The 23110-nt window shown below is 70.5% G+C and carries 20 protein-coding genes; 12 read left to right on the top strand and 8 right to left on the bottom strand.

What is annotated here, in order from left to right; genetic code table 11:
* Positions 1–101 precede the first annotated feature (101 nt).
* Positions 102–1721: a chaperonin GroEL gene (gene groL / locus ACIPVB_RS09535; RefSeq protein WP_400368490.1), complete on the top strand. Its 1620-nt coding sequence runs from the start codon at positions 102–104 to the stop codon at positions 1719–1721.
* Positions 1722–1863: 142 nt separating this feature from the next.
* Here the strand turns inward: groL and ACIPVB_RS09530 are convergent, their stop codons facing one another.
* The 6 genes from ACIPVB_RS09530 to ACIPVB_RS09505 all read right to left on the bottom strand — a co-directional run bounded on the left by ACIPVB_RS09530 (position 1864) and on the right by ACIPVB_RS09505 (position 8496).
* The gene (locus tag ACIPVB_RS09530) at positions 1864–2019 is read right to left on the bottom strand and encodes a hypothetical protein (RefSeq protein ID WP_400368489.1); all 156 of its coding nucleotides are present in this window, start codon (positions 2017–2019) and stop codon (positions 1864–1866) included.
* Between the two features lie 176 nt (positions 2020–2195).
* A complete protein-coding gene (locus ACIPVB_RS09525; protein ID WP_400368969.1) occupies positions 2196–3869 on the bottom strand; it encodes a sensor histidine kinase in 1674 nt (557 codons plus the stop codon).
* Positions 3870–4002: 133 nt separating this feature from the next.
* Positions 4003–4695 (bottom strand): response regulator transcription factor, encoded by a 693-nt coding sequence (locus ACIPVB_RS09520; RefSeq protein ID WP_108318117.1) that lies wholly within the window; start codon positions 4693–4695, stop codon positions 4003–4005.
* Positions 4696–4764: 69 nt separating this feature from the next.
* Positions 4765–6414, bottom strand: coding sequence for a DNA repair helicase XPB (locus ACIPVB_RS09515; protein ID WP_400368487.1), 1650 nt, complete (start codon positions 6412–6414; stop codon positions 4765–4767).
* A 65-nt stretch (positions 6415–6479) separates the two neighbouring features.
* Positions 6480–8210, bottom strand: coding sequence for a helicase-associated domain-containing protein (locus tag ACIPVB_RS09510; protein ID WP_400368486.1), 1731 nt, complete (start codon positions 8208–8210; stop codon positions 6480–6482).
* 1 nt (position 8211) lies between these two features.
* Positions 8212–8496 (bottom strand): multidrug ABC transporter ATPase, encoded by a 285-nt coding sequence (locus ACIPVB_RS09505; protein WP_400368485.1) that lies wholly within the window; start codon positions 8494–8496, stop codon positions 8212–8214.
* A 106-nt stretch (positions 8497–8602) separates the two neighbouring features.
* Between ACIPVB_RS09505 and ACIPVB_RS09500 the strand changes: the two genes are divergently transcribed.
* Together ACIPVB_RS09500 and ACIPVB_RS09495 are read left to right on the top strand one after the other, a co-directional pair.
* Positions 8603–8986, top strand: a complete 384-nt coding sequence (locus ACIPVB_RS09500; RefSeq protein WP_295781691.1) for a cold-shock protein — start codon at positions 8603–8605, stop codon at positions 8984–8986.
* Entirely contained in the window at positions 8970–9638 is a 669-nt protein-coding gene (locus ACIPVB_RS09495) for a DUF3027 domain-containing protein (protein WP_400368484.1), read from the top strand. Before ACIPVB_RS09500 ends, ACIPVB_RS09495 begins: the two co-directional genes overlap by 17 nt.
* A 68-nt stretch (positions 9639–9706) precedes the next feature.
* Here the strand turns inward: ACIPVB_RS09495 and serC are convergent, their stop codons facing one another.
* Entirely contained in the window at positions 9707–10828 is a 1122-nt protein-coding gene (serC, locus tag ACIPVB_RS09490; RefSeq protein ID WP_400368483.1) for a phosphoserine transaminase, read from the bottom strand.
* Positions 10829–10926: 98 nt separating this feature from the next.
* On the opposite strand from serC, the gene ACIPVB_RS09485 reads away from it, so the two are divergent.
* The 9 genes from ACIPVB_RS09485 to ACIPVB_RS09445 all read left to right on the top strand — a co-directional run bounded on the left by ACIPVB_RS09485 (position 10927) and on the right by ACIPVB_RS09445 (position 21748).
* Complete coding sequence (locus tag ACIPVB_RS09485) at positions 10927–11625, top strand: metal-dependent transcriptional regulator (protein WP_400368481.1); 699 nt, start codon at positions 10927–10929, stop codon at positions 11623–11625.
* A 324-nt stretch (positions 11626–11949) separates the two neighbouring features.
* A complete protein-coding gene (locus ACIPVB_RS09480) occupies positions 11950–12765 on the top strand; it encodes a M23 family metallopeptidase (RefSeq protein WP_400368480.1) in 816 nt (271 codons plus the stop codon).
* Between the two features lie 134 nt (positions 12766–12899).
* On the top strand, positions 12900–13046 hold the full coding sequence (locus ACIPVB_RS09475) for a hypothetical protein (RefSeq protein ID WP_400368479.1): 147 nt from the start codon (positions 12900–12902) through the stop codon (positions 13044–13046).
* Between the two features lie 55 nt (positions 13047–13101).
* Positions 13102–13599 (top strand): HNH endonuclease, encoded by a 498-nt coding sequence (locus ACIPVB_RS09470; protein WP_400368478.1) that lies wholly within the window; start codon positions 13102–13104, stop codon positions 13597–13599.
* Between the two features lie 157 nt (positions 13600–13756).
* Positions 13757–14473, top strand: coding sequence for a hypothetical protein (locus ACIPVB_RS09465; RefSeq protein ID WP_400368968.1), 717 nt, complete (start codon positions 13757–13759; stop codon positions 14471–14473).
* Positions 14473–16017 carry a DNA polymerase Y family protein gene (locus ACIPVB_RS09460; RefSeq protein ID WP_400368477.1) on the top strand — a complete coding sequence of 515 codons (1545 nt, stop codon included), beginning with the start codon at positions 14473–14475 and terminating at the stop codon, positions 16015–16017. The genes ACIPVB_RS09465 and ACIPVB_RS09460 overlap by 1 nt, the downstream gene beginning before the upstream one ends.
* Before the next feature lie 54 nt (positions 16018–16071).
* Positions 16072–19530, top strand: a complete 3459-nt coding sequence (locus ACIPVB_RS09455) for an error-prone DNA polymerase (RefSeq protein WP_400368475.1) — start codon at positions 16072–16074, stop codon at positions 19528–19530.
* A 63-nt stretch (positions 19531–19593) separates the two neighbouring features.
* Positions 19594–20922, top strand: coding sequence for a DUF2510 domain-containing protein (locus ACIPVB_RS09450; RefSeq protein WP_400368474.1), 1329 nt, complete (start codon positions 19594–19596; stop codon positions 20920–20922).
* A 166-nt stretch (positions 20923–21088) separates the two neighbouring features.
* Positions 21089–21748, top strand: coding sequence for a peroxiredoxin-like family protein (locus tag ACIPVB_RS09445; RefSeq protein WP_400368473.1), 660 nt, complete (start codon positions 21089–21091; stop codon positions 21746–21748).
* Positions 21749–21780: 32 nt separating this feature from the next.
* On the opposite strand, the gene coaBC is transcribed toward ACIPVB_RS09445, so the two are convergent.
* Complete coding sequence (gene coaBC, locus ACIPVB_RS09440; protein WP_400368472.1) at positions 21781–22992, bottom strand: bifunctional phosphopantothenoylcysteine decarboxylase/phosphopantothenate--cysteine ligase CoaBC; 1212 nt, start codon at positions 22990–22992, stop codon at positions 21781–21783.
* Positions 22993–23110 lie beyond the last annotated feature (118 nt).

Genomic DNA, 23110 nt, shown 5'->3' with positions numbered 1-23110 from the left:
CGGCTTGCACTCCCCAGGGGCGAGTGCCAGAATGAGTTAGCACTCGCTTTCGTCGAGTGCCAAAATCTGGAAGTCACCCGTCCGGGAGGGACGACACACTTATGGCAAAGATCATCGCTTTCGACGAAGAGGCCCGCCGTGGTCTCGAGCGTGGCCTCAACACGCTGGCCGACGCCGTCAAGGTGACCCTGGGCCCCCGCGGTCGCAACGTCGTGCTCGAGAAGAAGTGGGGCGCCCCCACGATCACGAACGACGGCGTCTCGATCGCCAAGGAGATCGAGCTCGACGACCCCTACGAGAAGATCGGCGCCGAGCTGGTCAAGGAGGTCGCCAAGAAGACCGACGACGTCGCGGGTGACGGCACCACCACGGCCACCGTCCTCGCTCAGGCACTCGTTCGCGAGGGCCTGCGCAACGTCGCCGCCGGCGCCGACCCCATCTCGCTCAAGAAGGGCATCGAGAAGGCCGTCAAGGCCGTCACCGACGAGCTCCTCGCCTCCGCCAAGGAGGTCGAGTCGAAGGAGCAGATCGCCGCGACCGCGTCGATCTCCGCCGCCGACCCCGCCATCGGCGAGCTCATCGCCGAGGCCATCGACAAGGTCGGCAAGGAGGGCGTCGTCACCGTCGAAGAGAGCAACACCTTCGGCACCGAGCTCGAGCTCACCGAGGGCATGCGCTTCGACAAGGGTTACATCAACCCCTACTTCGTCACCGACCCCGAGCGTCAGGAAGCGGTCTTCGAAGACCCCTACATCCTGATCGCGAACCAGAAGATCTCGAACATCAAGGACCTTCTGCCCATCGTCGACAAGGTGATCCAGGAGGGCAAGGAGCTCCTCATCATCGCCGAGGACGTCGAGGGCGAGGCTCTCGCGACGCTCGTGCTCAACAAGATCCGCGGCATCTTCAAGTCGGTCGCCGTCAAGGCTCCCGGCTTCGGCGACCGCCGCAAGGCGCAGCTGCAGGACATCGCCATCCTCACCGGCGGCCAGGTCATCACCGAAGAGGTGGGCCTCAAGCTCGAGAACGCGACCGTCGACCTGCTCGGCCGCGCCCGCAAGGTCATCATCACCAAGGACGAGACCACGATCGTCGAGGGTGCCGGTGAGTCCGAGCTCATCGAGGGTCGCGTGACCCAGATCCGCCGCGAGATCGAGAACACCGACAGCGACTACGACCGCGAGAAGCTCCAGGAGCGTCTCGCCAAGCTCGCCGGTGGCGTCGCCGTCATCAAGGCCGGCGCTGCGACCGAGGTCGAGCTCAAGGAGCGCAAGCACCGCATCGAGGACGCCGTGCGCAACGCCAAGGCCGCTGTCGAAGAGGGTGTCGTCGCCGGTGGTGGCGTCGCGCTCATCCAGGCCGGCAAGACCGCTCTCGCGAACCTCGAGCTCGTCGGGGACGAGGCCACGGGTGCGAACATCGTCCGCGTCGCCATCGAGGCCCCGCTCAAGCAGATCGCGCTCAACGCCGGTCTCGAGCCCGGTGTCGTCGCGAACAAGGTGTCGGAGCTCCCCGTCGGTCACGGCCTGAACGCGGCCACCGGCGAGTACGGTGACCTGTTCGCACAGGGCATCATCGACCCCGCGAAGGTGACCCGTTCGGCGCTGCAGAACGCGGCATCCATCGCCGGTCTGTTCCTCACGACCGAGGCCGTCGTCGCCGACAAGCCCGAGAAGGTCGCCGCGCCCGCGGGCGACCCGACCGGTGGCATGGACTTCTGATCCACGCTGACGACTGAGAGCGCCCCCTCCTTCGGGAGGGGGCGCTCTTCGTTCAGGGCCGGGACGGGATGAGAGCCCTCTTGTCCAGGCGCTGCGCGCCGGAGCCCCGACTACGCCCGATCGAATGAGTGATCTCTTCTCTTCACGCGAGGCGGAGGGCGGCGATCGCCCTCATCGAGCATCTCGTCGAGGCGCAGGTGCGTGCGGCGCAGACGCAGCAGGTGCGGGCCGACATCGACGCGGTGCGGGCGACGGCGACGGCGCCGCGACGCGAGGTGGCGGTGACGGTGGATGCCACGGGTCGGCTGGTCGGCATCCGTCTGGCCCACGCGGCGTACGAACCGCGCAGCCTTCGCCCGATGCACAGGCATCATCGCCGAGCTGGGGTTCGACATCACGGAGCCCGAGCAGGAATGAGAGGCGTCCGCTGTGCTCTCCGACGCCAGTCGCGTCAGCCTGACCGGCGGTGAGCCGTCAGGCGGCGGGGTCGGGCCGGTAGTCCTCGGCGAGGCGCTCCAGCGGCTGCGTCTCGATGAGCGCATGCTCCTGCACATCGCGACGATCGGCCAAGGGCAACGACACCCGGAATGTCGCACCACCGCCCGGCGTATCGACCACCTCGACCGTGCCGTGCAGCAGATCCACGATGGATGCCACGATCGACAGCCCCAGACCCGACCCACCCGTCTCACGGGTGCGCGAGGTGTCGGCGCGCCAGAAGCGCTGGAAGATCTGCTCGCGGATCTGCTCGGGAACGCCCTCGCCGTGATCGATGATCTCGATCCAGCCCATGTCGTTCTCGGCATCCACTCCCACCCGAAGACCGATGGGGGAGTCGTCCGCGGTGAAGCGACGGGCGTTGCCGAGCAGGTTCGCCACGACCTGGCGCACCCTGTTCTCATCGCCGAGCACGATCGGGGCGAGCCGCGTCCCGGGGCGCACGACGCTGAGCGCAGCGGCGGGGGCCGCAGCCGGGGTCTCACCCGTTGAGGGAGCGGCGTCGGCGGCGTCCTTGGGGCGGCGGCGCAGGCGGGAGAGCGTCGCACCCGCGATCGCCATCGCGGAGGTCGTGGGAGCGGTCTTGCGTCGAGACGCCGCGGACGGCTGCCCGCCGGAGTCGAGCAGCGGATCGAGCGTGATCATCGGCAGGACGGTTTCGTTGCGAGAGGTGGTGTCGTCGACGGTCACCTCGCGCTGGGGAGACGTCACGCGCAGGTCGAGTGCGGCATCGCGGGCGATCGGCCGGAGGTCGAGCTCGGTGATCGAGACGTCGCGACGTTCGTCGAGGCGCGCGAGTGCGAGCAGATCCTCGACCAGGGCGCCCATGCGGATGGCCTCTTTCTCGATGCGTTCCATCGACTGCGCGACGTCCTCGTCGGAGCGGATCGCGCCCATGCGGTAGAGCTCGGCGTAGCCGCGCATGGTCACCAGCGGTGTGCGCAGCTCGTGGCTCGCGTCGCCGATGAACCGGCGCATCTGCCGCACCGTGGCATCCCGTTGGCCGAGGGCGCCGTCGATGCGGGCGAGCATCGCGTTGATCGCGGTCTTGAGCCGGCCCACCTCGGTGTCGGGGACGATGTCGGTCAGACGCTGGCTGAAATCGCCCGCGGCGATGTCCATCGCGGTCGTCTCGACCTGCCGCAGGTTGCGGAACGCCAGCGTCACCAGCCACCGCGTGAGCAAGGCCGTCGCGATCAGGATGAGCAGCGCCACGAACGCATAGATGCCGATGTAGGCGGCGACGATGCGATCGGTGGGGGCGAGGGGCTGCACCACCATCTGCGTGTAGACACCCGGGTTGCCGGGCACCTGCAGGACGCCGACGCGGGCGAGGAAGTTCTGGCCGGATTCGGGATCGTCGAGATCGATGCGCCGATCGATCTGGCCGTACGTCTGCTCGATCGTGAACGTCGAGGGCAGATCCGGCAGAGCCGTGGACGCCGTGCCGTTGTAGAACGCCTCGCGCTGGCCGTCCGGACCGTAGACGACGACCATCGACCCGATCTGCGGGGCATTATCGACCTGCGAGAAGACGATGTCGCCGTCGACCGGGGTCGTGGTGAAGATGCTGTTGGCGATGCTCCCCGCCGCCTGCTGCGCCAATTGCTCGTCGAGGTTGTTCACCAGCGTCGTGCGCAGGAACACCATGGTGCCCACGCCCGCCGTGAACAGCCCGATCGCCAGGAGTGCGACGGTCACGCCGGTGACCTTGGTACGCAGGCTGAGCCCGCGCCACCAGCGGGTCAGGGCATCGTCGGAGGGCGACAGGAGAGGCCTCCGCTCAGACCGTCTTGCCCGACTTCAGCATGTAGCCGAAGCCGCGCTTGGTCTGGATCAGCGGCTCGGAGGAGTGCGGGTCGATCTTGCGACGCAGGTACGAGATGTAGCTCTCGACGATGCCGGCGTCGCCGTTGAAGTCGTACTCCCACACGTGATCGAGGATCTGCGCCTTCGACAGCACGCGGTTGGGGTTGAGCATCAGGTAGCGCAGCAGCTTGAACTCCGTCGGGCTCAGGTCGATCGAGACGTCGCCGACGCTGACGTCATGGGTGTCCTGATCCATCGTCAGCTCGCCCGTGCGGATGATCGACTCCTCGTCGGCCTGCATGGTGCGACGCAGGATCGCCTGGATGCGGGCGACGATCTCGTCGAGGCTGAAGGGCTTGGTGACGTAGTCGTCGCCACCGGCGTTGAGGCCCTCGATCTTGTCCTCGGTCTCGTCCTTCGCGGTGAGGAAGAGGATGGGAGCGGTGTAGCCGGCGCCGCGCAGGCGCTTGGTGACGCTGAAGCCGTTCATGTCGGGCAGCATCACGTCGAGCACGATGAGGTCGGGTTCCTCTTCGAGCACGGCCGAGATGGTCTGCGCGCCGTTGGCCACGGCTCGCACCTGGAAACCGGCGAAGCGCAGGCTCGTGATGAGCAGGTCGCGGATGTTCGGTTCGTCGTCCACGACGAGGATGCGAGGAGCTGTCATGCCCTCATTATCGTGATCGCACCCCGCAAACCGCTGGATATGGAACGGAAAGCCGCCGCCTGGTATGTGTCAGGCGGCCGCGGCGTCGATTCCGTCGGCATCCAGGATCGTGTAGGCGTACCCCTGCTCGGCGAGGAATCGCTGGCGGTTCTGCGCGAAATCCTGGTCGACGGTGTCGCGGGCGATGAGCGTGTAGAAGCTCGCCGTGTGGTTCGACTGCTTCGGACGCAGCAGGCGCCCGAGGCGCTGAGCCTCTTCTTGCCGCGAGCCGAACGAGCCCGAAACCTGGATGGCGACCGAGGCCTCGGGCAGGTCGACCGAGAAGTTCGCCACCTTCGACACCACGAGCAGCGGGATGCTGCCGTCGCGGAAGCCCTGGAACAGCTCCTCGCGCTCGGGGATCGGCGTGGCGCCGGTGATCTGCGGGGCTCCGAGCGCCTGGGCGAGCTCGTCGATCTGGTCGAGGTACTGCCCGATGACCAGGACGCGTTCTCCGGGATGCCGCTGCACCAGCCGCCGGGTGACGTCGATCTTGGCGGGGGCCGTCGCCGCCAGGCGGTAGCGGTCCTCGTCCGCCGTCGCCGCGTACTCGAGACGCTCGTGGGCGGGCAGGTCGATGCGCACCTCGTAGCACGCGGCGGGGGAGATGAAGCCCTGGGCCTCGATCTCTTTCCACGGCGCGTCGAAGCGCTTGGGACCGATGAGGCTGAAGACGTCTCCTTCGCGACCGTCCTCGCGCACGAGCGTCGCGGTCAGGCCCAGGCGTCGACGCGCCTGCAGGTCGGCGGTGAGCTTGAACACCGGGGCGGGGAGCAGGTGCACCTCGTCGTAGAGCACCAGGCCCCAGTCGAGCGCGTCGAGCAGGGCGAGGTGGGCGTACTTGCCCCCGCGCTTGGCGGTGAGGATCTGGTACGTGGCGATCGTGACCGGCTTGATCTCTTTGACCTGGCCGGAGTACTCGCCGATCTCTTCGGGAGTGAGCGTGGTGCGGCGCAGCAGCTCGTCGCGCCACTGACGGGCGCTGACGGTGTTGGTCACCAGGATGAGCGTCGTCGTGCGGGTGTCGGCCATCGCGCCGGCGCCCACGAGCGTCTTGCCCGCGCCGCACGGCAGGACCACCACGCCGGAGCCGCCCTCGGAGAACGAGTCGACCGCCTGCCGCTGGTACGGCCGCAGGCTCCATCCGTCCTCGGCGAGGTCGATCGGATGCGGGGTGCCGGGGGTGTATCCGGCGAGGTCTTCGGCGGGCCAGCCGATCTTCAGCAGCTCCTGCTTGATGTGGCCGCGCGCCCAGGCGTCGATGACGTAGCTGTCGGGCGTGGGGTGGCCGATCAGCAGGGGAGCGATGCGCTTGTTGCGGGACACCTCGCCGAGCACGGCGGCATCCGTGGATCGCAGCACCAGGACGCCCTCGTCGTCGCGCTCGATCACGAGGCGGCCGTAGCGGTTCACGCTCTCGCGGATGTCGGTGCTGACGGATGCCGGCACGGGGAAGCGCGACCACTTGTCGAGCGTCTCGAGCATGGCGTCGGCGCCGTGGCCGGCCGCGCGGGCGTTCCACAGGCCCAGCCGCGTGATGCGGTACGTGTGGATGTGCTCGGGTGCGCGCTCGAGCTCGGCGAACACCGCGAGCTCGTGCCGCGCCGTCTCCGCCTGGGGGTGCGCGACCTCGAGGAGGACGGTGCGGTCGCTCTGCACGATGAGGGGGCCGTCAGCCATAAGGTACGAGTTTACCGGGGTCGCACCGCCCTCGGCTCCCAGGGCACGCGAAGAGGACGCAAACCTCAGTCGACGAGAGCCACACCGTCGATGTGCGACAGGGGCAGGGTGCGCTCGACGTCGGCTCCGCGGTCGCGTCCCCGCAGGCGTCCGCCGCCCAGCCCGGTCGCCTCGAGGCGGAACACGCGCGCGGAACCGTCGGGGAGGCGCACGGTGACGTCGACCACGGCCCGAGCGCGAACGGCCTGATCGAGCTCGCGCTCGAGCCACGCGGCATCCGAGTCCCCGGCACCGGCTCGAAGACGCTGAAGCAGGGGGGCGTAGATCTCGAGGGGGTCCGCGCTCGGGGGTGCGCCGGCGGCGAGCTTCGCACGCTCGAGGGCACGCGGGTTACCGTCGGCATCGACCGCGACGGCGGGGTAGTGCGCGTCGGTGAGCGCCCAGAACACCACGTCGGCCGCGACGTGCGAGATCAGCTCGTCGTCGTCGGTGCGGTTCAGCGCGATCGACCGCAACGACTGATCGACCTCCATCGAGCGCAGCAGGGTCTCGTCGTCGGTGCGCACATGCGTCAGCTGCGTCTCGGGATCGGCAGCGACGCGCACCCGCCCGTGCTCAGCGGAGGTGCGCTCGATGACGTAGGCGAGGGGCTGCGGGAGCCCGGTCAACGAGATCGAGGTGAGGAATTCGCGCAGGGAATCCGCTGTCTCTCCCGACGTGATCGCCGCCCCGATGGTCGCGGCGCTGAAGCGGTAGCTCGACGCCTGGGCGCGGGACTCGCGCGCCGCCATCGCCCGCAGGCGCACGTCGAGGTGCGGCGCGAGCGGGCCCGGCGCGATCGCGGTGAGATCGTTCTGCAGGTACACCCGGTCGACCTCGGGCGGCAGAAGGTCGCGCAGGGCGGAGGTGTCGACGTCGCCCCCGTGCGACAACGGCTCGGCCCACGGTGTGACGTGGCCGGCGGCATCCAGGAGCCCCCAGCGCACGAGCCGGCGGATCCACAGGGTCGCGCGCTCGGCGGAATCGGCGTCGAACGGCGTCGCCTGCGCCCACTGCTCGGTGGGGATCCATCCGCCGTCGTCGTCGCGATAGACGCGGGGGAGGGCGTCGCGCAACGCCAGGGCCGTGTGCGCCCATCGGTCGAGCGTCGGCAGGCGCAGCCACTCGCGTCCCTCGGGCGAGACCAGCCACGCGCGATCATTCGCCCCCAGCAGGCCCACGTCGGCCGCGAGTCCCACGAGCAGGTCGGCTTCGGCGGACGTCGACACCGCTCCCGCGTCGACCAGACGACGGCGCTCGGTGGCGCCCAGCGATCCGGTGCCGATGCGTCCGAGCGGCGCCTCCAGCGTCTGCATGAGGATGTCGGCGACGCAGGCCGCGTTGGTGAAGGCCGCCTCCGAGGCGGCCGCGACCGACTCGGGCGTCAGCGGGGTGCGGTGGAGGGGCTCGGCATCCGTCGACCCTTCGGGTGATGCCTCTCGAACGGCGTCGAGGACGCTCGGGAAGGGGATGCCGTCGTCGGCGACGAGGGCGCGGGTCACCAGGCGTTCCCGCGCGGAGGCGGGGACCGGCGTCCCCGCCGCGGCGCCGACCAGCGCGTCGGCCTCGACGCGCGACAGGGCGGGCAGGCCGCGCGCGACGCTCGCCGGCTCGAGCAGGGCCTCGGCGGCATCGAACATGTCGCGCCACGTGCTGGAGGGCGAGACGTGCCGCTCGGCGAACAGGGCCGCCAGCTCGTCGTCGGAGCGCGCGCTCAACGAGACCGCCAGTGCGCGTTGTGCGGAGGTCTCGGGCACGTCAGCGGGCCTTGTTGGCCCGAGCCCTTCGCGTGAAGCTCATGATGAGGACGGCGATCATGAGGGCGAAGCCGACGGGGAGGGCGAATAGCGGCATGACGACGATCACGGGCCACGCACCCTGCGTGAAGTCGCTGACGCCGGCCGGCTGCGCGAGGATGACAATGAAAAAGCACACGATGGACAGGGCGACCAGCCCGAGCGACATGAACGTCAGGATGCGGTCGATGCGTCGGACGGGAACGTCGTCGCCCGGCGTACTGCCGCCGGTGGTGCGGGTGCTCATCGCGCTCAGCCTACTGCCTGGCGTCGGTGCCGTAGGCTGGAAGACCGGGATCCGCTCGGTTCCCGCGTTCCGCCGCGCGTTCGCGCATCTATCCAGCGAGGTGTCCATGCCCACCGGCAAGGTCAGGTTCTACGACGACGAGAAGGGCTTCGGCTTCATCAGCACCGATGACGGCCAGGACGTGTTCCTGCACGCCACGGCTCTGCCCGCCGGAACCCCCGCGCCCAAGGCCGGGACACGACTGGAGTTCGGCGTGGCCGACGGCAAACGCGGGCCGCAGGCCCTGTCGGTGCGCGTCCTGGACGCTCCCGTGAGCCTCGCGAAGCGGTCACGCAAGCCCGCCGACGACATGGCCATCATCGTCGAGGACCTCGTGAAGCTGCTCGACGGGATCGGCGGCGACCTGCGTCGCGGCCGCTACCCCAACGGCCCGCACGCACAGAAGATCGCCGCGGTCCTGCGCAAGGTCGCCGATGACTTCGAAGCCTGAGCAGGTCGCCGACGAGCGGCTGACCGGAGCGCACGACCTCGCGCTGTCCGCCCTGCACGAGATCACCGCCCCCGACACCATCGGCCCGGCCGCCCAATACTCGGTCGAGGACGACGGCGTGGTCTCGCTGCGCTTCCATACCCGCCTGTCGGGGTACCCGGGATGGTTCTGGACCGTCAGCGTGGCCGTCGTCGACGAGTCCGAGCCGACGGTGCTCGAGGTCGAGCTGCTGCCCGGTGACGGTGCGCTGCTGGCTCCGGACTGGGTCCCGTGGGCGACGCGGCTGGCCGAGTACCAGGCCGCCCAGGCCGCCGCTGCGGTCGCGGACGACGAGGACGACGACGCGGACGACCTCGACGCGGACGATGACGACGCGGATGACGAGGACGACGACGGGCCGAAGCCGCGCTTCCACGCGGGCGATCTCGACGGCGTCGACATCGACGAGCTCGACGCCGATCATGCCTCGTCGCACGAGGCGGATGACGCGGACGACGACACCGACGACGCCGACGACGCCGACGTTGACGTTGCGGACGGCGACGACGACTTGGCGGACGACGACGACGCGGACGACGACGACGCGGACGACGACGACGACCTCGAGGACGACGACGACGCGGACCGCGATGAGGGTGAGCGCAGCTACTGACGCCGACGCGCACCGCACATGACGAAGGCCGCCCCGCGAGACGCGGGGCGGCCTTCGTCATGTGCGGCTCAGGCCTGCGGCAGGTGCGAGATCGTGTAGTCGATCGCGCCGATCAGGCGACGCACGTCGTCCGGTTCGATCGACACGAACGTCGCCACGCGCAGCTGGTTGCGGCCGAGCTTGCGGTAGGGCTCGGTGTCGACGATGCCGTTCGCACGGAGGCTCTTCGCGATCGCGCCGGCGTCGATACGGTCGTCGATGTCGATCGTGACGACGACGGGGGAGCGGTCCGCGGGGTCGGAGACGAACGGGGTGGCGTGCGCGCTGGCATCCGCCCATCCGTACAGGGCGGAGGACGACTCGGCCGTGCGCGCCGCAGCCCACGAGAGCCCACCGTTGTCGAGGATCCAGCCGAGCTGCTCGTCGAGCAGCAGCAGCGTCGCCAGGGCCGGCGTGTTGAGCGTCTGCTGCAGACGCGAGTTGTCCAGAGCATTCTTCAGGCTCAGGAACTCGGGGATGTAGCGGTCGGATGCCGCGATCCTCTCGATGCGCTCGATCGCGGCCGGCGAGACGGCGGCGTACCAGAGGCCTCCGTCGGAGCCGAGGTTTTTCTGCGGCGCGAAGTAGTAGACGTCGGCCTGGTCGGCCTCGACGTCGATGCCGCCCGCGGCGCTCGTCGCGTCGATGACCGTCAGCGCCCCGGCATCGGCGTGCACGCGGCGGACGGGGGCGGACACGCCGGTCGAGGTCTCGTTGTGCGGCCACGCGTACACGTCGACGCCCTCGACGGGCTCTGCGACGGTACGGGTCCCGGGAGCGGCCGAGCGGACGTCGGGCGCCTGCAGCCACGGCGCCGCGGCGGCCGAGGCGAACTTGCCGCCGAACTCCCCGAAGACCAGGTTCTGGCTGCGGTTCTCGATCAGACCGAAGGCGGCGGCATCCCAGAAGGCGGTCGAACCGCCGTTGCCGAGGATGATCTCGTACCCGTCGGGCAGCCGGAACAGCCGGGCGAGACGTTCGCGCGTGCTCGCGACCAGATTCTTCACGGGCGCCTGGCGGTGCGAGGTACCGAGGATCGAGGCGCCGCGGGTGACGAGCGCCTCGAGCTGCGCGCCGCGCACCTTGGAGGGGCCGCACCCGAAGCGACCGTCGGCGGGCAGGAGATCGGTGGGGAGTTCCACGTGCGACATGGCTCGATTCTAGGGTCCGGTCCGAGACCCGCCCGCGCCCGTGTCGGAGCGGGTCGGTAGGCTGGGAGCACTTGCCGCGCGACATCGAGGACTGCTGAATGACCGATCTGATCGACACCACCGAGATGTACCTGCGCACGATCCTCGAGCTCGAAGAAGAGAAGATCGTGCCGCTGCGTGCGCGGATCTCGGAGCGCCTGGGGCACTCGGGCCCGACCGTCTCGCAGACCGTCGGGCGCATGGAGCGCGACGGTCTCGTCGTCGTCTCGGAGGACCGTCGACTCGAGCTCACCGACGACGGTCGCCAGAAGGCCGTCGACGTCATGCGCAAGCACCGTCTGGCCGAGCGTCTGCTCAGCGACGTCATCGGCCTGGATTGGGCCTACGTGCACGACGAGGCCTGCCGGTGGGAGCACGTCATGAGCGAGCAGGTCGAGCGCCGTCTCGTCGAGCTGCTCGGGCACCCCACCGAATCGCCCTACGGCAACCCCATCCCCGGGCTCGACCAGCTCGGCGACGCCGCGAGCTCGACGTTCGACGACGGCGTCGTCGGGCTCGTCCGCAAGCTCACCGACGCGGGTGGTCCCATCTCGGGCACGGTGCGGCGTCTGGCCGAGCCGGCTCAGGTGGACCCCGAGCTGCTGCAACAGCTCAAGGCGGCGGGCGTCCTACCGGGAGCGCGCGGGGACTACCGGTTCAACGAGGGGTACGTGCTCGTGCAGATGGACGGGATCGACGAGGGGCTGGAGCTGCCCGTCGAAGTCGCCTCGCACATCTTCCTCGTCGCCGAGGAGTGATCGTGGCCGGGCGTCGGCTGTACACGCCCGCCGGGAACGTGACTTGTTCGTTATCTTCGGGTAGCCTCGGAAAGTCCACAGGCCAGAAGCCCGCCGTCGGACCCCTCGCGGTTTGCCTCTCCGGCTCGTCGTCCGCAGAGGGCCAAGCCCGCACATCGTGCCCCCAATCGAGTGCTGACGAGCCAGCGTCCCCGAAGACGCGGAGGCGCCGGAGGAACTTTGGCTGAACACAACGAACCCGCTGCGGGCCTACCCGAGGCTCCCGTGACGGGTCCCACCCGCAGGAGCACGCGTGCCGCCGTCGCCCGAACGTCGAGCGCCCCCGTGCCCACCGCGACCTCCACGGTCGCCCGCTCCGTCCCCGCCCCCCGGGCACCGCGCGGCCGCAGCTATGGCAAGCCCGTCCGCAGTGCCGTGATCCTCTCGATGGTGGCCGGTCTCGTCGCCACCGTCGCGATCCCGGCGTACGCGGCCACGATGCCCGCCGCCGAGACGATGACGCTGCAGCAGATGTCGGCGCCCGACAACCAGTCGCTCGTCGTGGCGTCGGACGCCACCGCCGAGACGCTCGATCGCAGCAGCTACTCGGCCACCACGGCCGAAGAGATCCAGAAGAAGAAGGATCAAGAGGCCGCCGCGGCCGCCGCCGCCGAGCGGGCGCGCGAACTCGCCGCGAACGCCGCGAAGGCGTCGACCTCGGTCGGGTCCGTCGGCTCGGTCGATCTGAACATGACCGCGCCCGGTTCGGGCGAGGTGCGTTGGCCCCTGACGAACTACACGCTCGGTCGCGGCCTGTGGGACTCCGGCTACCACCAGGGCGTCGACCTGCTCGCGCCCGGCGGTCAGCCGATCTTCGCCGCCGCGGCCGGTGTCGTCAGCGTCTCTCAGGAGAGCTTCGGCGGCTACGGTGTCGGCATCGTCATCGAGCACGTCATCAACGGCCAGAAGGTCTCGACGACCTACGGTCACATGACCTACGGCAGCCGGCAGGTACAGGCGGGCCAGACCGTCGCCGCCGGTCAGTTGATCGGTCTGGTCGGGTCGACCGGTAGCTCGACCGCCAATCACCTGCACTTCGAGGTGCACATCAACGGCTCGGTCGTGGACCCCTACGCCTGGCTCCAGCAGAACGCGGGCTGAGCCCGCAGCGACGGACGGCGTGCCGGAGACGATCGTTCTCCGACACGCCGTCCGTCGTTTCCCTTCGGCCCGACCCCGGGCGTGTCGCAGTGGGTTAGCCTGTCAGCGACGTCCGAAGAACCGGAGGGAAGCCGATGAACACCAGCCCGCGCATCCGCACCATGGATGCGCTCGGGCTGCTCGTTCTCCGGCATCATGAGTTCGGATGCCGCGGCTTCGCCGCGACCTCCGAGGCGCTGTCCGAGTGGACAGCGCCTTTTTTCATGCCCTTCCGCGCCTGACGCCGTCGAAGTCGAACATCCGAGAAGCCGTCTCGGCCATTCGAGAGGAAACGGAATGCGCACTCTGGTGCTGAACGCGGGCTACGAGCCCCTCGCGGTCGTGTCGTTCAAGCGGGCCCTCGTGCTCGTGATGAACGACAAGGCCACCGTCGTCGAGCGTGTCGAGGAGGACCCCGTGTGGGCCGCCGCCGGCACCTACGATCGTCCGGCGGTGATCATCCTCACCCGGTACGTGCGGGTGCCCGGGGCGCGCCGCGTGCCGGTGACGCGTCGCGGGGTGCTGCGCCGCGACGCCCACCGGTGCGGATACTGCGGCAAAGCGGCATCCACGATCGATCACGTGCTTCCGCGCTCGCGCGGCGGAAAGGACACCTGGGAGAACCTCGTGGCCTGCTGCCTGGCGTGCAACAACATCAAGGGCGACCGCACGCCGCAGGAGATGCGGTGGGAGCTGCGGCTCGTTCCGGCGCCCCCGCACGGGTCGTCGTGGACGGTGCGCGGGGTCGACAAGAGCGACCCGCGGTGGGAGCCGTACCTGGCGCTCGCGGCCTGATCCGCCTCTCGTCATCCCTCGTCCTGCGGGGCGGGTGGATGCCGTCGGCGTGCACAATTACGGCATCCACGGCGATGTCGGAGGTCGATCGTATCTTCGACCCACAGGGATTGAGGGAATAGAACACATGTTCTAACCTGTGGGAGTGAGGGCGATCGTGAGAGACCAGGTACAGGCCGTACCCGACATCCATGCGCTGCGCGATCGTCTCGAACTCATGCAGGGGCGGCGCATGGACGCCCCGGTGCTTCCGACCCACCCCGCGTTCTCGTCGCTGCTGCCCGGTGGGGGATTGAGATCGGGCTCGGCCTACGCGCTGGCCCGCTCGGCATCGTTGCTTCTCGCGCTCATGGCGCGTCCGTCGCAGGACGGCGCGTGGTGCGGGGTCATCGGCATGCCCGAGCTCGGCGCCGAGGCGGCGGAGAAGTACGGACTCGATCTCGATCGTCTCGTGTTCATCCCCGACCCCGGTCCGCGATGGCTCGCCGTGACGGCGACGATCGCCGAGGTGCTTCCGGTCGTCGCGGTGCGTCCGCCCGCAGGATCGCCGGCCGCGCGCGCGGGGGCCGAGACCACGCGTCTGGCCGCGCGCCTGCGTGATCGGGGGTCCGTCCTCCTCGTCCAGGGGGCGTGGCCGCAGGCCGAGGCGGTCATCGATGTCGCCGACCCCCGGTGGTCCGGGCTCGGGCAGGGGCACGGCTACCTCGCGGGGCGGGAGTTGACCGTGTCGGTCACCAGTAGACGGTCGCCGAACGCGCGACGGGTGCGCATGCTGCTGCCCGCCGCCGATGGGTCGATCGAGCTGCTCGGTGCTCCCGCCGAACGTCTCGTGCCGCGCGAGCGCACCGCCTATCCCGTGCGGGCGGTGGGGTGATGCAGACGCCCACGCGCAGCCTCGTGCTGTGGTTCCCCGACTGGCCGATCACCGCGTTCTCGGTCGAGGCCGTCGCGCCACCCCGACCGGATGCCGCGGTCGCGGTGTTCGCGAACAACCTCGTCGTCGCGTGCTCGTGGGCCGCTCGCGCGCAGGGTGTGCGCCGCGGGCAGAAGCGCCGTGACGCGCAGTCGCTGTGCCCGACGCTGCAGGTCGTCCCCGCCGACCCCGTGCGCGACGCCCGGGCCTTCGCCCCCGTCGTCGCGAGGGTCGAGGAACGAGCGCCCGGGGTGCAGATCATCCGGCCCGGGCTGTGCACGCTGCGCTCCCGCGGGCCGGCGCGCTACTACGGCGGAGAGGCCGAGGCGGCGCGCATGCTGATCCGCCTGCTCGACGACGACGGTTTCGCGGGCGTGCGCGCCAGTGTCGCCGACGGGGTGTTCACCGCCGAACAGGCGGCGCGCACGGCTCCGGCCGACGACCCGGTGCGCGTGGTGGCTCCCGGCGCGGCGGGGGCGTTCCTCGGGCCGTTGTCGATCGCCACCCTCGACGACGACGAATTCGGCAGTCTGCTCGCCCGTCTGGGCGTGCATACGCTGGGAGACCTCGCCGCGTTGCCGGTCGAGCGCGTCCGCGAGCGCTTCGGGGAGCGGGGGGTGCGCCTGCACGCCCTGGCCGGAGGGCTGGACTCCCAGCCCGTGCAGCCGCGGACCCCGCCGCCCGAGCTGCACCGCGACGTCGCGTTCGAGCCGCCCCTCGAGCTCGCCGATCAGGTCGCCTTCGGCGTGCGCGTGGCCGCAGAGCAGTTCATCGCCCAATTGGGCGTGCACGGGCTGGTCTGCACCGAGTTGCGCGTGGTCCTGACGGGTGAGCGGGGCGAGCGCAGCGAACGCGTGTGGCTGCACCCCGGGTCGTTCGACGCGGCGGGAGTGGTCGACCGCGTGCGGTGGCAGCTCGCCGAAGACGCGCAGGGCATCTTCGGTAGCGGTGTGGCCGGGGTGCACATCGAGCCCGAAGCGGTGGATGCCGCGGTGCACCACGCGAAAGGCCTGTTCGGGGCCGGACCCGATGAGCGCGTGCATCACGCTCTCTCGCGCGTGCAAGCCATGCTCGGTCATCGCGCCGTCGTGACCCCGGTCATCGGCGGCGGGCGATGGCTCGCCGAGCGGCAGGTGCTGGTCCCCTGGGGCGATCGCGCCGTGACGGCCAAAGAACGCACCCGGCCGTGGCCGGGCAGTCTTCCCGACCCTCTTCCGGCCACCGTCTATCCCGAACCGCGCCTCGTCGGGGTCACCGATGTCGCGGGTGCCCCGGTCACGGTGGGGGAGCGCGATGCGCTGAGCGCGCCGCCCGCGGTTCTCGAGACGGCGGGACAGCGGCGCCGCATCCGGGAATGGGCGGGCCCCTGGCCGATCAGCGAGCGCGGGTGGGATCCCCTCCGCGCGCGCCGGGCGCACCGTTTCCAGGTGATCGACGATGCCGGCGGTGCGTGGTTGCTCCTGGTCGAAGAGGGCGAGTGGAGAGCCGAGGGACGCTATGACTGAGGCACCGGCATCCGTATCGTCGTCGCCGTCGCGCGTTCGAGAAGGGGCTCGCTGATGGGCTGGACCAACCCCCCGGTCAAGTGGTCGGAGCTCGAGCGACTGCTCAGCGACACCCGCCGCCCGACCGGCACTCCGCCCAACGGCGACGGGGGCGACAGCCCGGCCTGGTCGCACAAGCGCGGCGCGTACGTACCGCCCACCATCGAACGGCCCGATGACACCGTGCCCTACGCCGAGCTGCACGCGCACTCGTCGTATTCGTTCCTCGACGGGGCGTCGTCACCCGAAGAGCTCGTCGAAGAGGCCGAGCGACTGGGACTGCACGCCCTCGCCCTGACCGACCACGACGGCTTCTACGGCATCGTGCGTTTCGCCGAGGCGGCCGAGGCCCGCGCGGTCAAGACCGTCTTCGGCGCGGAACTGTCGCTGGGGCTCCCCGGCCCCCAGAACGGAGAAGCCGACCCGCGGGGCTCGCACCTGCTGGTCCTGGCCCGTCGCGAAGAGGGATACCACCGCCTGGCCGCCGCGATCACGCACGCGCAGCTCACCGGCGGTGAGAAAGGTCGCCCGGTCTACGACCTCGAAGAGCTCGCCGAGCGCGCCGGCGGCCCCCGCGATCCGCACTGGGCCGTTCTCACCGGATGCCGCAAGGGTGCCGTGCGTCAGGCCCTCACCTTCGAGGGGCCGGCGGGGGCGGCCCGCGAGCTCGACACCCTCATCGACCTGTTCGGCGCCGACGCCGTGTTCGTCGAGCTGATGGACCAGGGCGACCCGCTCGATTCCCGCCGCAACGACGTGCTGGCCGGTCTCGCCGCGGAACGCGGGCTGGCGACCCTCGCCACCAACAACGTGCACTACGCCGCGCCGCAGAAAGAGCTGCTCGCCGCCGCGGTGGCGGCGGTCAGAGCCAATCGCGGACTCGACGAACTCGATGGCTGGTTGCCCGCGCACGCCGGGGCGCACCTGCGCTCGGGGGTCGAGATGGCGGCACGCTTCCAGCGGTATCCGGGGGCCGTCGCCCGCACCGTCGAGCTCGCCGACGAGATCGCCTTCCCCCTGCGCCGCGCGAAGCCCGCCCTGCCGAAACAGAAGGTCCCCGAGGGGCACACCCCCATGTCGTACCTGCGTCAGCTGGTGTGGGAGGCCGTCCCCCGCAAGTACCCGAACCTCTCCGACGACGATCGACGGCGCATCGAGCGCGAGCTCGAGGTGATCGAGATGAAGGACTTCCCGGGCTACTTCCTCATCGTCTACGGCATCGTCGCCGAAGCCCGGCGCCGCGGCATCCTGTGCCAGGGGCGGGGATCCGCGGCCAACAGCGCGGTCTGCTACCTGCTCGACATCACCGCGGTCGACTCGATCTTCTACAAGCTGCCGTTCGAACGGTTCCTGTCGAGCCTGCGCGACGAAGAACCCGACATCGACGTCGACTTCGACTCCGACCGCCGCGAAGAGATCATCCAGTGGGTCTACGGCGAATACGGCCGCGAGCGGGCGGCGCAGGTGGCGAACGTCATCCAGTACCGGCCGAAGAACGCCGTACGCGACATGGCCAGTGCCCTCGGGCACTCGCCGGGGCAGCAGGATGCCTGGTCGAAGCAGGTCGAGCGCTGGGGGGCGACCCTCGAGACCGGTGCCGACCACGACATCCCCGATCAGGTCATCGAGTTCGCGTCCGAACTCCTCAAGGCGCCGCGGCATCTCGGCATCCACTCGGGGGGAATGGTGCTCACGGATCGTCCGGTCGGCGAAGTGGTGCCCATCGAGCATGCCCGCATGGACGACCGCACGGTCATCCAATGGGACAAGGACGACGCCGCGTGGATGGGGCTGGTCAAGTTCGACCTGCTGGGGCTGGGGATGCTCGCCGCACTGCAGTACTGCTTCGACCTGATCCGCGACGCCACGGGGGAGCGATGGGAGCTGTCGACACTGCCGAAAGAAGAGAAGGCGGTGTACGACATGCTCTGCCGGGCGGATTCGATCGGGGTGTTCCAGGTGGAGTCGCGCGCGCAGATGGGGCTGCTGCCGCGCCTGCAGCCGCGCAAGTTCTACGACCTCGTCGTGCAGATCGCCCTCATCCGCCCCGGCCCCATCCAGGGCGGCGCGGTGCACCCCTTCGTCCGGCGCAAGCTCGGACAGGAGCCCATCACGTACGTGCATCCCAAGCTCGAGCCCGTGCTCGCGCGCACGATGGGGGTGCCGGTGTTCCAGGAACAGCTCATGCAGATGGCCGTGGCGATCGGCAACTGCTCCGCCGAGGACGCCGACCTCCTGCGCCGCGCGATGGGGTCGAAGCGCGGACTCGAACGCATTGACTCCCTGCGCGAGACGCTCTACGCCGGCATGGCCGAGAACGGCCTGGTGGGGCGGGTCGCCGACGAGCTGTACGCCAAGATCCAGGCGTTCGCGAACTTCGGATTCGCCGAGTCGCACTCCCTGTCGTTCGCACTGCTCGTCTACGCGAGCTCGTGGATCAAACTGCACTACCCTGCGGCGTTCCTCGCCGGTCTGCTGCGGGCGCAGCCGATGGGGTTCTACTCCCCGGCGACGCTCACCGCCGACGCCCGTCGACACGGCGTGGCGGTGCGCCGGCCCGACCTCCAACGCTCGGGGGTCGAGGCAACGCTCGAACCCGTCGACGAGGCGGGGGCCGAGGGACGAGCAGGGGGGGATGCCGCGGCGGCCTCCGGGCGGAAGCGGCGGCCGACCGGACGCGAGGCGTGCGCCGACGCGCATCAACCGCCCACGGGGGAGTTCGACCCGCAGGAGCCCGACGAGACCCTCTCCCACCGACGCGACGGGGAGTTCGCGGTGCGCCTGGGACTGGCGGGGGTCACCGGGATCGGGGCGAAGGTGGCCGAACGCGTCGTGACGGAACGCGAACGCGGAGGCGCCTACCGCGACCTGCGCGATCTCGTGCGTCGTACCGGTCTCGTCACCGCACAGGTCGAGGCCCTCGCGACGGCGGGGGCGTTCGAAAGCCTCGGACACACCCGACGCGAGGCCATCTGGTTGGCGGGCTCGGCGGCGCTGGACCGCCCGGAGTTCCTTCCCGATTCCCTCGTCGCGGTGCAGCCCCCGCTGTTCACCGACCCCTCGAGCTACGAGGTGCTCGCCGCCGACCTGTGGGCGACCGGTCTGTCCGCCGACGATCACCCGCTGGTCCACTTCCGCGCGGCGCTCGACGCGCGCGGGGTGCTCACCTCGCGGGAGCTGCGCACCTTCGAGACCGACCGGCGCATCGAGGTCGCGGGACTGGTCACCCATCGGCAGCGGCCGGCCACGGCATCCGGGATCACTTTCCTCAATCTCGAGGACGAGCACGGACTCATGAACATCATCTGCTCGGTGGGGGTGTGGAACCGCTATCGGCGCGTGGCCCGCGAGTCGCCCGCGCTGATCGTGCGGGGGATGCTCGAGCGCTCCGTCGAGGGAGTGACGAACGTCGTGGCCGACGGGTTCACCGACCTGCGGGTCGGGGTGGCCCACGCGTCGAGGGACTTCCGGTGACATCTACCGCGCTCACTAGACTCGGGCCATCTCGCCCGGTTCCGCATCAGACAGGGAAACGACATGACCGACTCACCCACCCCTCCCGACGGCTGGTACCCCGATCCCGCCGGGGGCGGCGGACTGCGCCGCTGGAACGGCACCTCGTGGACCGACGAACTGCGTTCTCACGACGGCACCCCCGTGGCGTCCGCCGTGCCCGCGTCGCCCGAAGAAGCGGGATCGGCCGCCGCCGAGCAGGGTCGGCCGGTGGAAGATGCCGCCGGTCACGAGGCCGGGGCGTGGGCGCAAACGGAGGCCGGGGTGGGGCACGCCGCTCGGGAGCAGGATGACGCCCCGGTGCACGGCTCGGCGCTCGCGCACGAGCCGGCAGCCGCGCAGGACGACGCTCCGGTGCACGATGACGCTCCGGTGCGCGGTGCTTCTCCGGTTTCCGGTGACGATCCGGCGCACGGCGACGCCCCGGTGCGCGATGAGGTTCCGGCGCAGGTCTCTCCCGCGGCGCACGATTCTTCCGCGAGACTGCCCGTCGATCCGGCCGGGCTCGACGCGGCATCCACCGCGGGCGCTCGACCGGGCAGCGAACCGTCGAGCGCCGCGGCGGGACTCGCGGCCGGAACCGCCGCCGCGGCCGGAGCTGCGGGTTCGGCCCACCCCCGCGCGACGGAGACGGGATCTCCCGCCGCCCCCGCGTCCCCCGGCGCATCGGGGTATCCCGCCGCCCCCGGCGCCTCCGGGTACTCCGCCGCTCCCGCGTCCCCCGGCGCCTCGGGGTATCCCGCCGCCCCCGGGTACTCCGCCGCTCCCGCGTCCCCCGGCGCCTCCGGGTACTCCGCCGCTCCCGCCTACCCCGGCTCGACGGCGTACCCGGGGACTCCCGGCGCGTCCCGCCCCGCCCCGCGCACCGACATCTCGGCCCGGACCGTGTGGATCTGGCTGCTGGCGTTCCTGCCGCTCCTCGGCGTGATCGGGCTGTTCCTCTTCGATTGGGGCGCATACGTCGAGGAATCGATCTCCGCCGAGGTGTACGGGCTGGGCTCTACGCCCACCGCGACCCTGATCAACACCGTCGTGACGGTGCTGAGCCTGGCGTACTCCGCCGTGACCGTTCTGTTCGCCTTCCTGGACTGGCGCCAGCTGCGCGCTCGCGGTGTGGAACGGCCCTTCCACTGGGCGTGGAGCGTGCTCGTCCTGGTGATGTCGAGCGCCCTGGTCTACGTGATCGGCCGGGCCGTGGTCGCTCGCCGCCGCACGGGCAGCGGTCTCGGCCCGATGTGGGCGGCGATCGTGGTCAACGTCGTCGCGCTGTTCGCACTGATCGGCTGGATCGTCCTGCTCATCGTCCAACTCCTCCCGCTGTTCGAGCAGCTCGCCTCCGTCAGCGCATACTGAGCGTCGACACGGGGCAGCCGACTGAACGGCGGGCCCCGCGTCACGCAAGGATGTGACCGTGCATGACGCTCTGTCACCCCGCATGACGACAACGGAGCCGGGCCCGCGGAACGCTCATACGCTCCTGGAACCGGCGCCCGACGCCGCGTCCACCGGGAGTACACGCATGTCCACCACGTCCATCGCCCAGCAGATCGACGACTTCAACACGGGATTCGAGGCGCAGATCGGCGACCGCCTCGCCGGCGTCTTCGCCGACGAGCGAGAGGCGCTCCGCAACGACGGACTGCCCGCGGGGGCGCTCGGCGTCGACGACGACGCTCCGGACGCGCCGCTGCTGACTCCCGACGGCGCGACGACCTCGCTGTCCACCGCCCTCGGCGGTGCCGTCGGCGTCGTCGTCTTCTACCGCGGCGCATGGTGCCCCTACTGCAACATCATCCTCCGCACCTACCAGCAGGAGCTCGCCCCCGCCCTCCGGGACCGCGGAGCGCAGCTGATCGCCGTCTCGCCGCAGACCCCCGAGGGGTCCACCGCCATCGCCGACGCGGCCGACCTCGACTTCGCCGTCCTCTCCGACCCCGCCAATGCCCTCGCCGAGCGCTTCGGCATCGTCACCGAACCCAGCGCCGAAGCCCGTGACGCCCACACCGATCTCGGGTTCGACGTGGCCGACAGCAACGCCGACGACACCGCCCGAGTGCCCTTCCCCTCGGTGTACGTCATCGACACCGCCGGTCGCATCCGTTTCGCCGACATCCACGTCGACTACACCACGCGCACCGAGGCCCACGAGATCATCCGCGCCGTCGACGCCCTCGACTGAGCCGGGCGCAGGTGCGACGCGGCCGAACCGGTTCAGCCGTGTCGCACCTGGCGTGTCGCCACGATCGCGTCCAGCAGAGCGTGCGCCGTGTCGTCCTTCGTCCCGGATGCCGTGACCACGACCCGTCCGTCGACCCCGACGATCGTGAGGGCGTTGTCGGTCGTCTCGAAACCCCGCGTCCAGCCCACCGCGTTCGCGGCGAGCAGGTCGACGCCCTTGCGCGCCGCCTTCGCGCGCGCGCGCTCGAGGAGCTCCTCGTCATCGACGACCGTTTCGGCGGCGAAGGCCACGATCGTCTGACCCGGTCGGCGTGCGGCCACGAGACCCGCGACCACGTCACGGTTCTCGCGGAGCTCGAGGACCAGCCCGCCCGGGGAGTCCTGCTTGCGCAGCTTGTGCTCCGACACCGCCGCCACGGAGTAATCGGCGACCGCCGCGGCCATGACGATCACATCGGCGTCGGGCGAGACGGCATCCATCGCTCTCCCGAGCTCGTCAGCGGTCCCCACGGCGACCACCTCGACCCGCGGATCGGGGCGGACATCGGCGTCGAGATGAGCCGCGACGAGGGTCACCCTCGCCCCGCGATCGGCGGCGGCCCGGGCGATCGCGACGCCCTGTCGACCGCTGGAGCGATTGCCGAGGAAGCGCACCGGATCGATCGGCTCCCGCGTGCCGCCCGCGCTGACCACGACCGAGACCCCGTCGAGATCGCGAGGACGCCCGACCAGGGCGAGAGCTGCGGCCACGATCTCTTCGGGCTCCGACATGCGTCCCGCTCCCGAGTCGCCACCGGTGAGTTCGCCTTCGGCGGGGCCGACCACATGGATGCCGCGACCCCGCAGCACCTCCATGTTGTGCGCCGTCGCGGGATGACGCCACATCTCGGTGTGCATCGCCGGGGCCACGATCACCGGCGCGGTGGTGGCGAGCAGGGTCGTGCCCAGCAGGTCGGAGGCGAGCCCCGCCGTCATCGACGCGAGCGTGTTGGCCGTCGCCGGGGCGACGATCACCAGATCGGCCGCCTGTCCGAGCGCGACGTGCCGCACCCGGGCGACGTCCTCGTGCACCGAGGTGGTGACCGGATTGCGGCTCAATGCCTCCCATGTCGGCAGTCCGACGAACCGCAGCGCATCGGCAGTGGGGATGACGTGCACGTCGTGCCCCGCCTTCACCAGCAGACGGACGAGGCTCACGCTCTTGTAGGCGGCGATGCCCCCGGTGACTCCCACGACGACGAACATGCCCCCAGTCTTCCAGGCCGCCTCGGGGAGTGGGGGCCGGATGGCGCGGGCGGGTCGGCGGGTGCCGCGCGGGCGCGGACGCGGGCGGCGGGTGGGGCGCTGGTGGGGTCGGCGGGTG

Origin of the sequence: Microbacterium sp. NPDC090007 (genome assembly GCF_044748345.1) — a bacterium.
In the GTDB taxonomy this organism is placed as follows: domain Bacteria; phylum Actinomycetota; class Actinomycetes; order Actinomycetales; family Microbacteriaceae; genus Microbacterium.
Note: the sequence above shows the minus strand (reverse complement) of the source record. Positions and strands in the feature narration are given on the sequence as shown.

Bases quoted from the DNA above. Each gene is read 5' to 3' on its own strand.
- coaBC (WP_400368472.1), bottom strand. From the start codon at position 22,992: ATGTTCGTCGTCGTGGGAGTCACCGGGGGCATCGCCGCCTACAAGAGC.
- ACIPVB_RS09460 (WP_400368477.1), top strand. From the start codon at position 14,473: ATGCAGACGCCCACGCGCAGCCTCGTGCTGTGGTTCCCCGACTGGCCG.
- ACIPVB_RS09525 (WP_400368969.1), bottom strand. From the start codon at position 3,869: ATGGTGTTCCTGCGCACGACGCTGGTGAACAACCTCGACGAGCAATTG.
- serC (WP_400368483.1), bottom strand. From the start codon at position 10,828: ATGTCGCACGTGGAACTCCCCACCGATCTCCTGCCCGCCGACGGTCGC.
- ACIPVB_RS09500 (WP_295781691.1), top strand. From the start codon at position 8,603: ATGCCCACCGGCAAGGTCAGGTTCTACGACGACGAGAAGGGCTTCGGC.
- ACIPVB_RS09470 (WP_400368478.1), top strand. From the start codon at position 13,102: ATGCGCACTCTGGTGCTGAACGCGGGCTACGAGCCCCTCGCGGTCGTG.
- ACIPVB_RS09495 (WP_400368484.1), top strand. From the start codon at position 8,970: ATGACTTCGAAGCCTGAGCAGGTCGCCGACGAGCGGCTGACCGGAGCG.
- ACIPVB_RS09475 (WP_400368479.1), top strand. From the start codon at position 12,900: ATGAACACCAGCCCGCGCATCCGCACCATGGATGCGCTCGGGCTGCTC.
- ACIPVB_RS09505 (WP_400368485.1), bottom strand. From the start codon at position 8,496: ATGAGCACCCGCACCACCGGCGGCAGTACGCCGGGCGACGACGTTCCC.
- ACIPVB_RS09445 (WP_400368473.1), top strand. From the start codon at position 21,089: ATGTCCACCACGTCCATCGCCCAGCAGATCGACGACTTCAACACGGGA.
- groL (WP_400368490.1), top strand. From the start codon at position 102: ATGGCAAAGATCATCGCTTTCGACGAAGAGGCCCGCCGTGGTCTCGAG.
- ACIPVB_RS09515 (WP_400368487.1), bottom strand. From the start codon at position 6,414: ATGGCTGACGGCCCCCTCATCGTGCAGAGCGACCGCACCGTCCTCCTC.
- ACIPVB_RS09520 (WP_108318117.1), bottom strand. From the start codon at position 4,695: ATGACAGCTCCTCGCATCCTCGTCGTGGACGACGAACCGAACATCCGC.
- ACIPVB_RS09455 (WP_400368475.1), top strand. From the start codon at position 16,072: ATGGGCTGGACCAACCCCCCGGTCAAGTGGTCGGAGCTCGAGCGACTG.
- ACIPVB_RS09450 (WP_400368474.1), top strand. From the start codon at position 19,594: ATGACCGACTCACCCACCCCTCCCGACGGCTGGTACCCCGATCCCGCC.
- ACIPVB_RS09485 (WP_400368481.1), top strand. From the start codon at position 10,927: ATGACCGATCTGATCGACACCACCGAGATGTACCTGCGCACGATCCTC.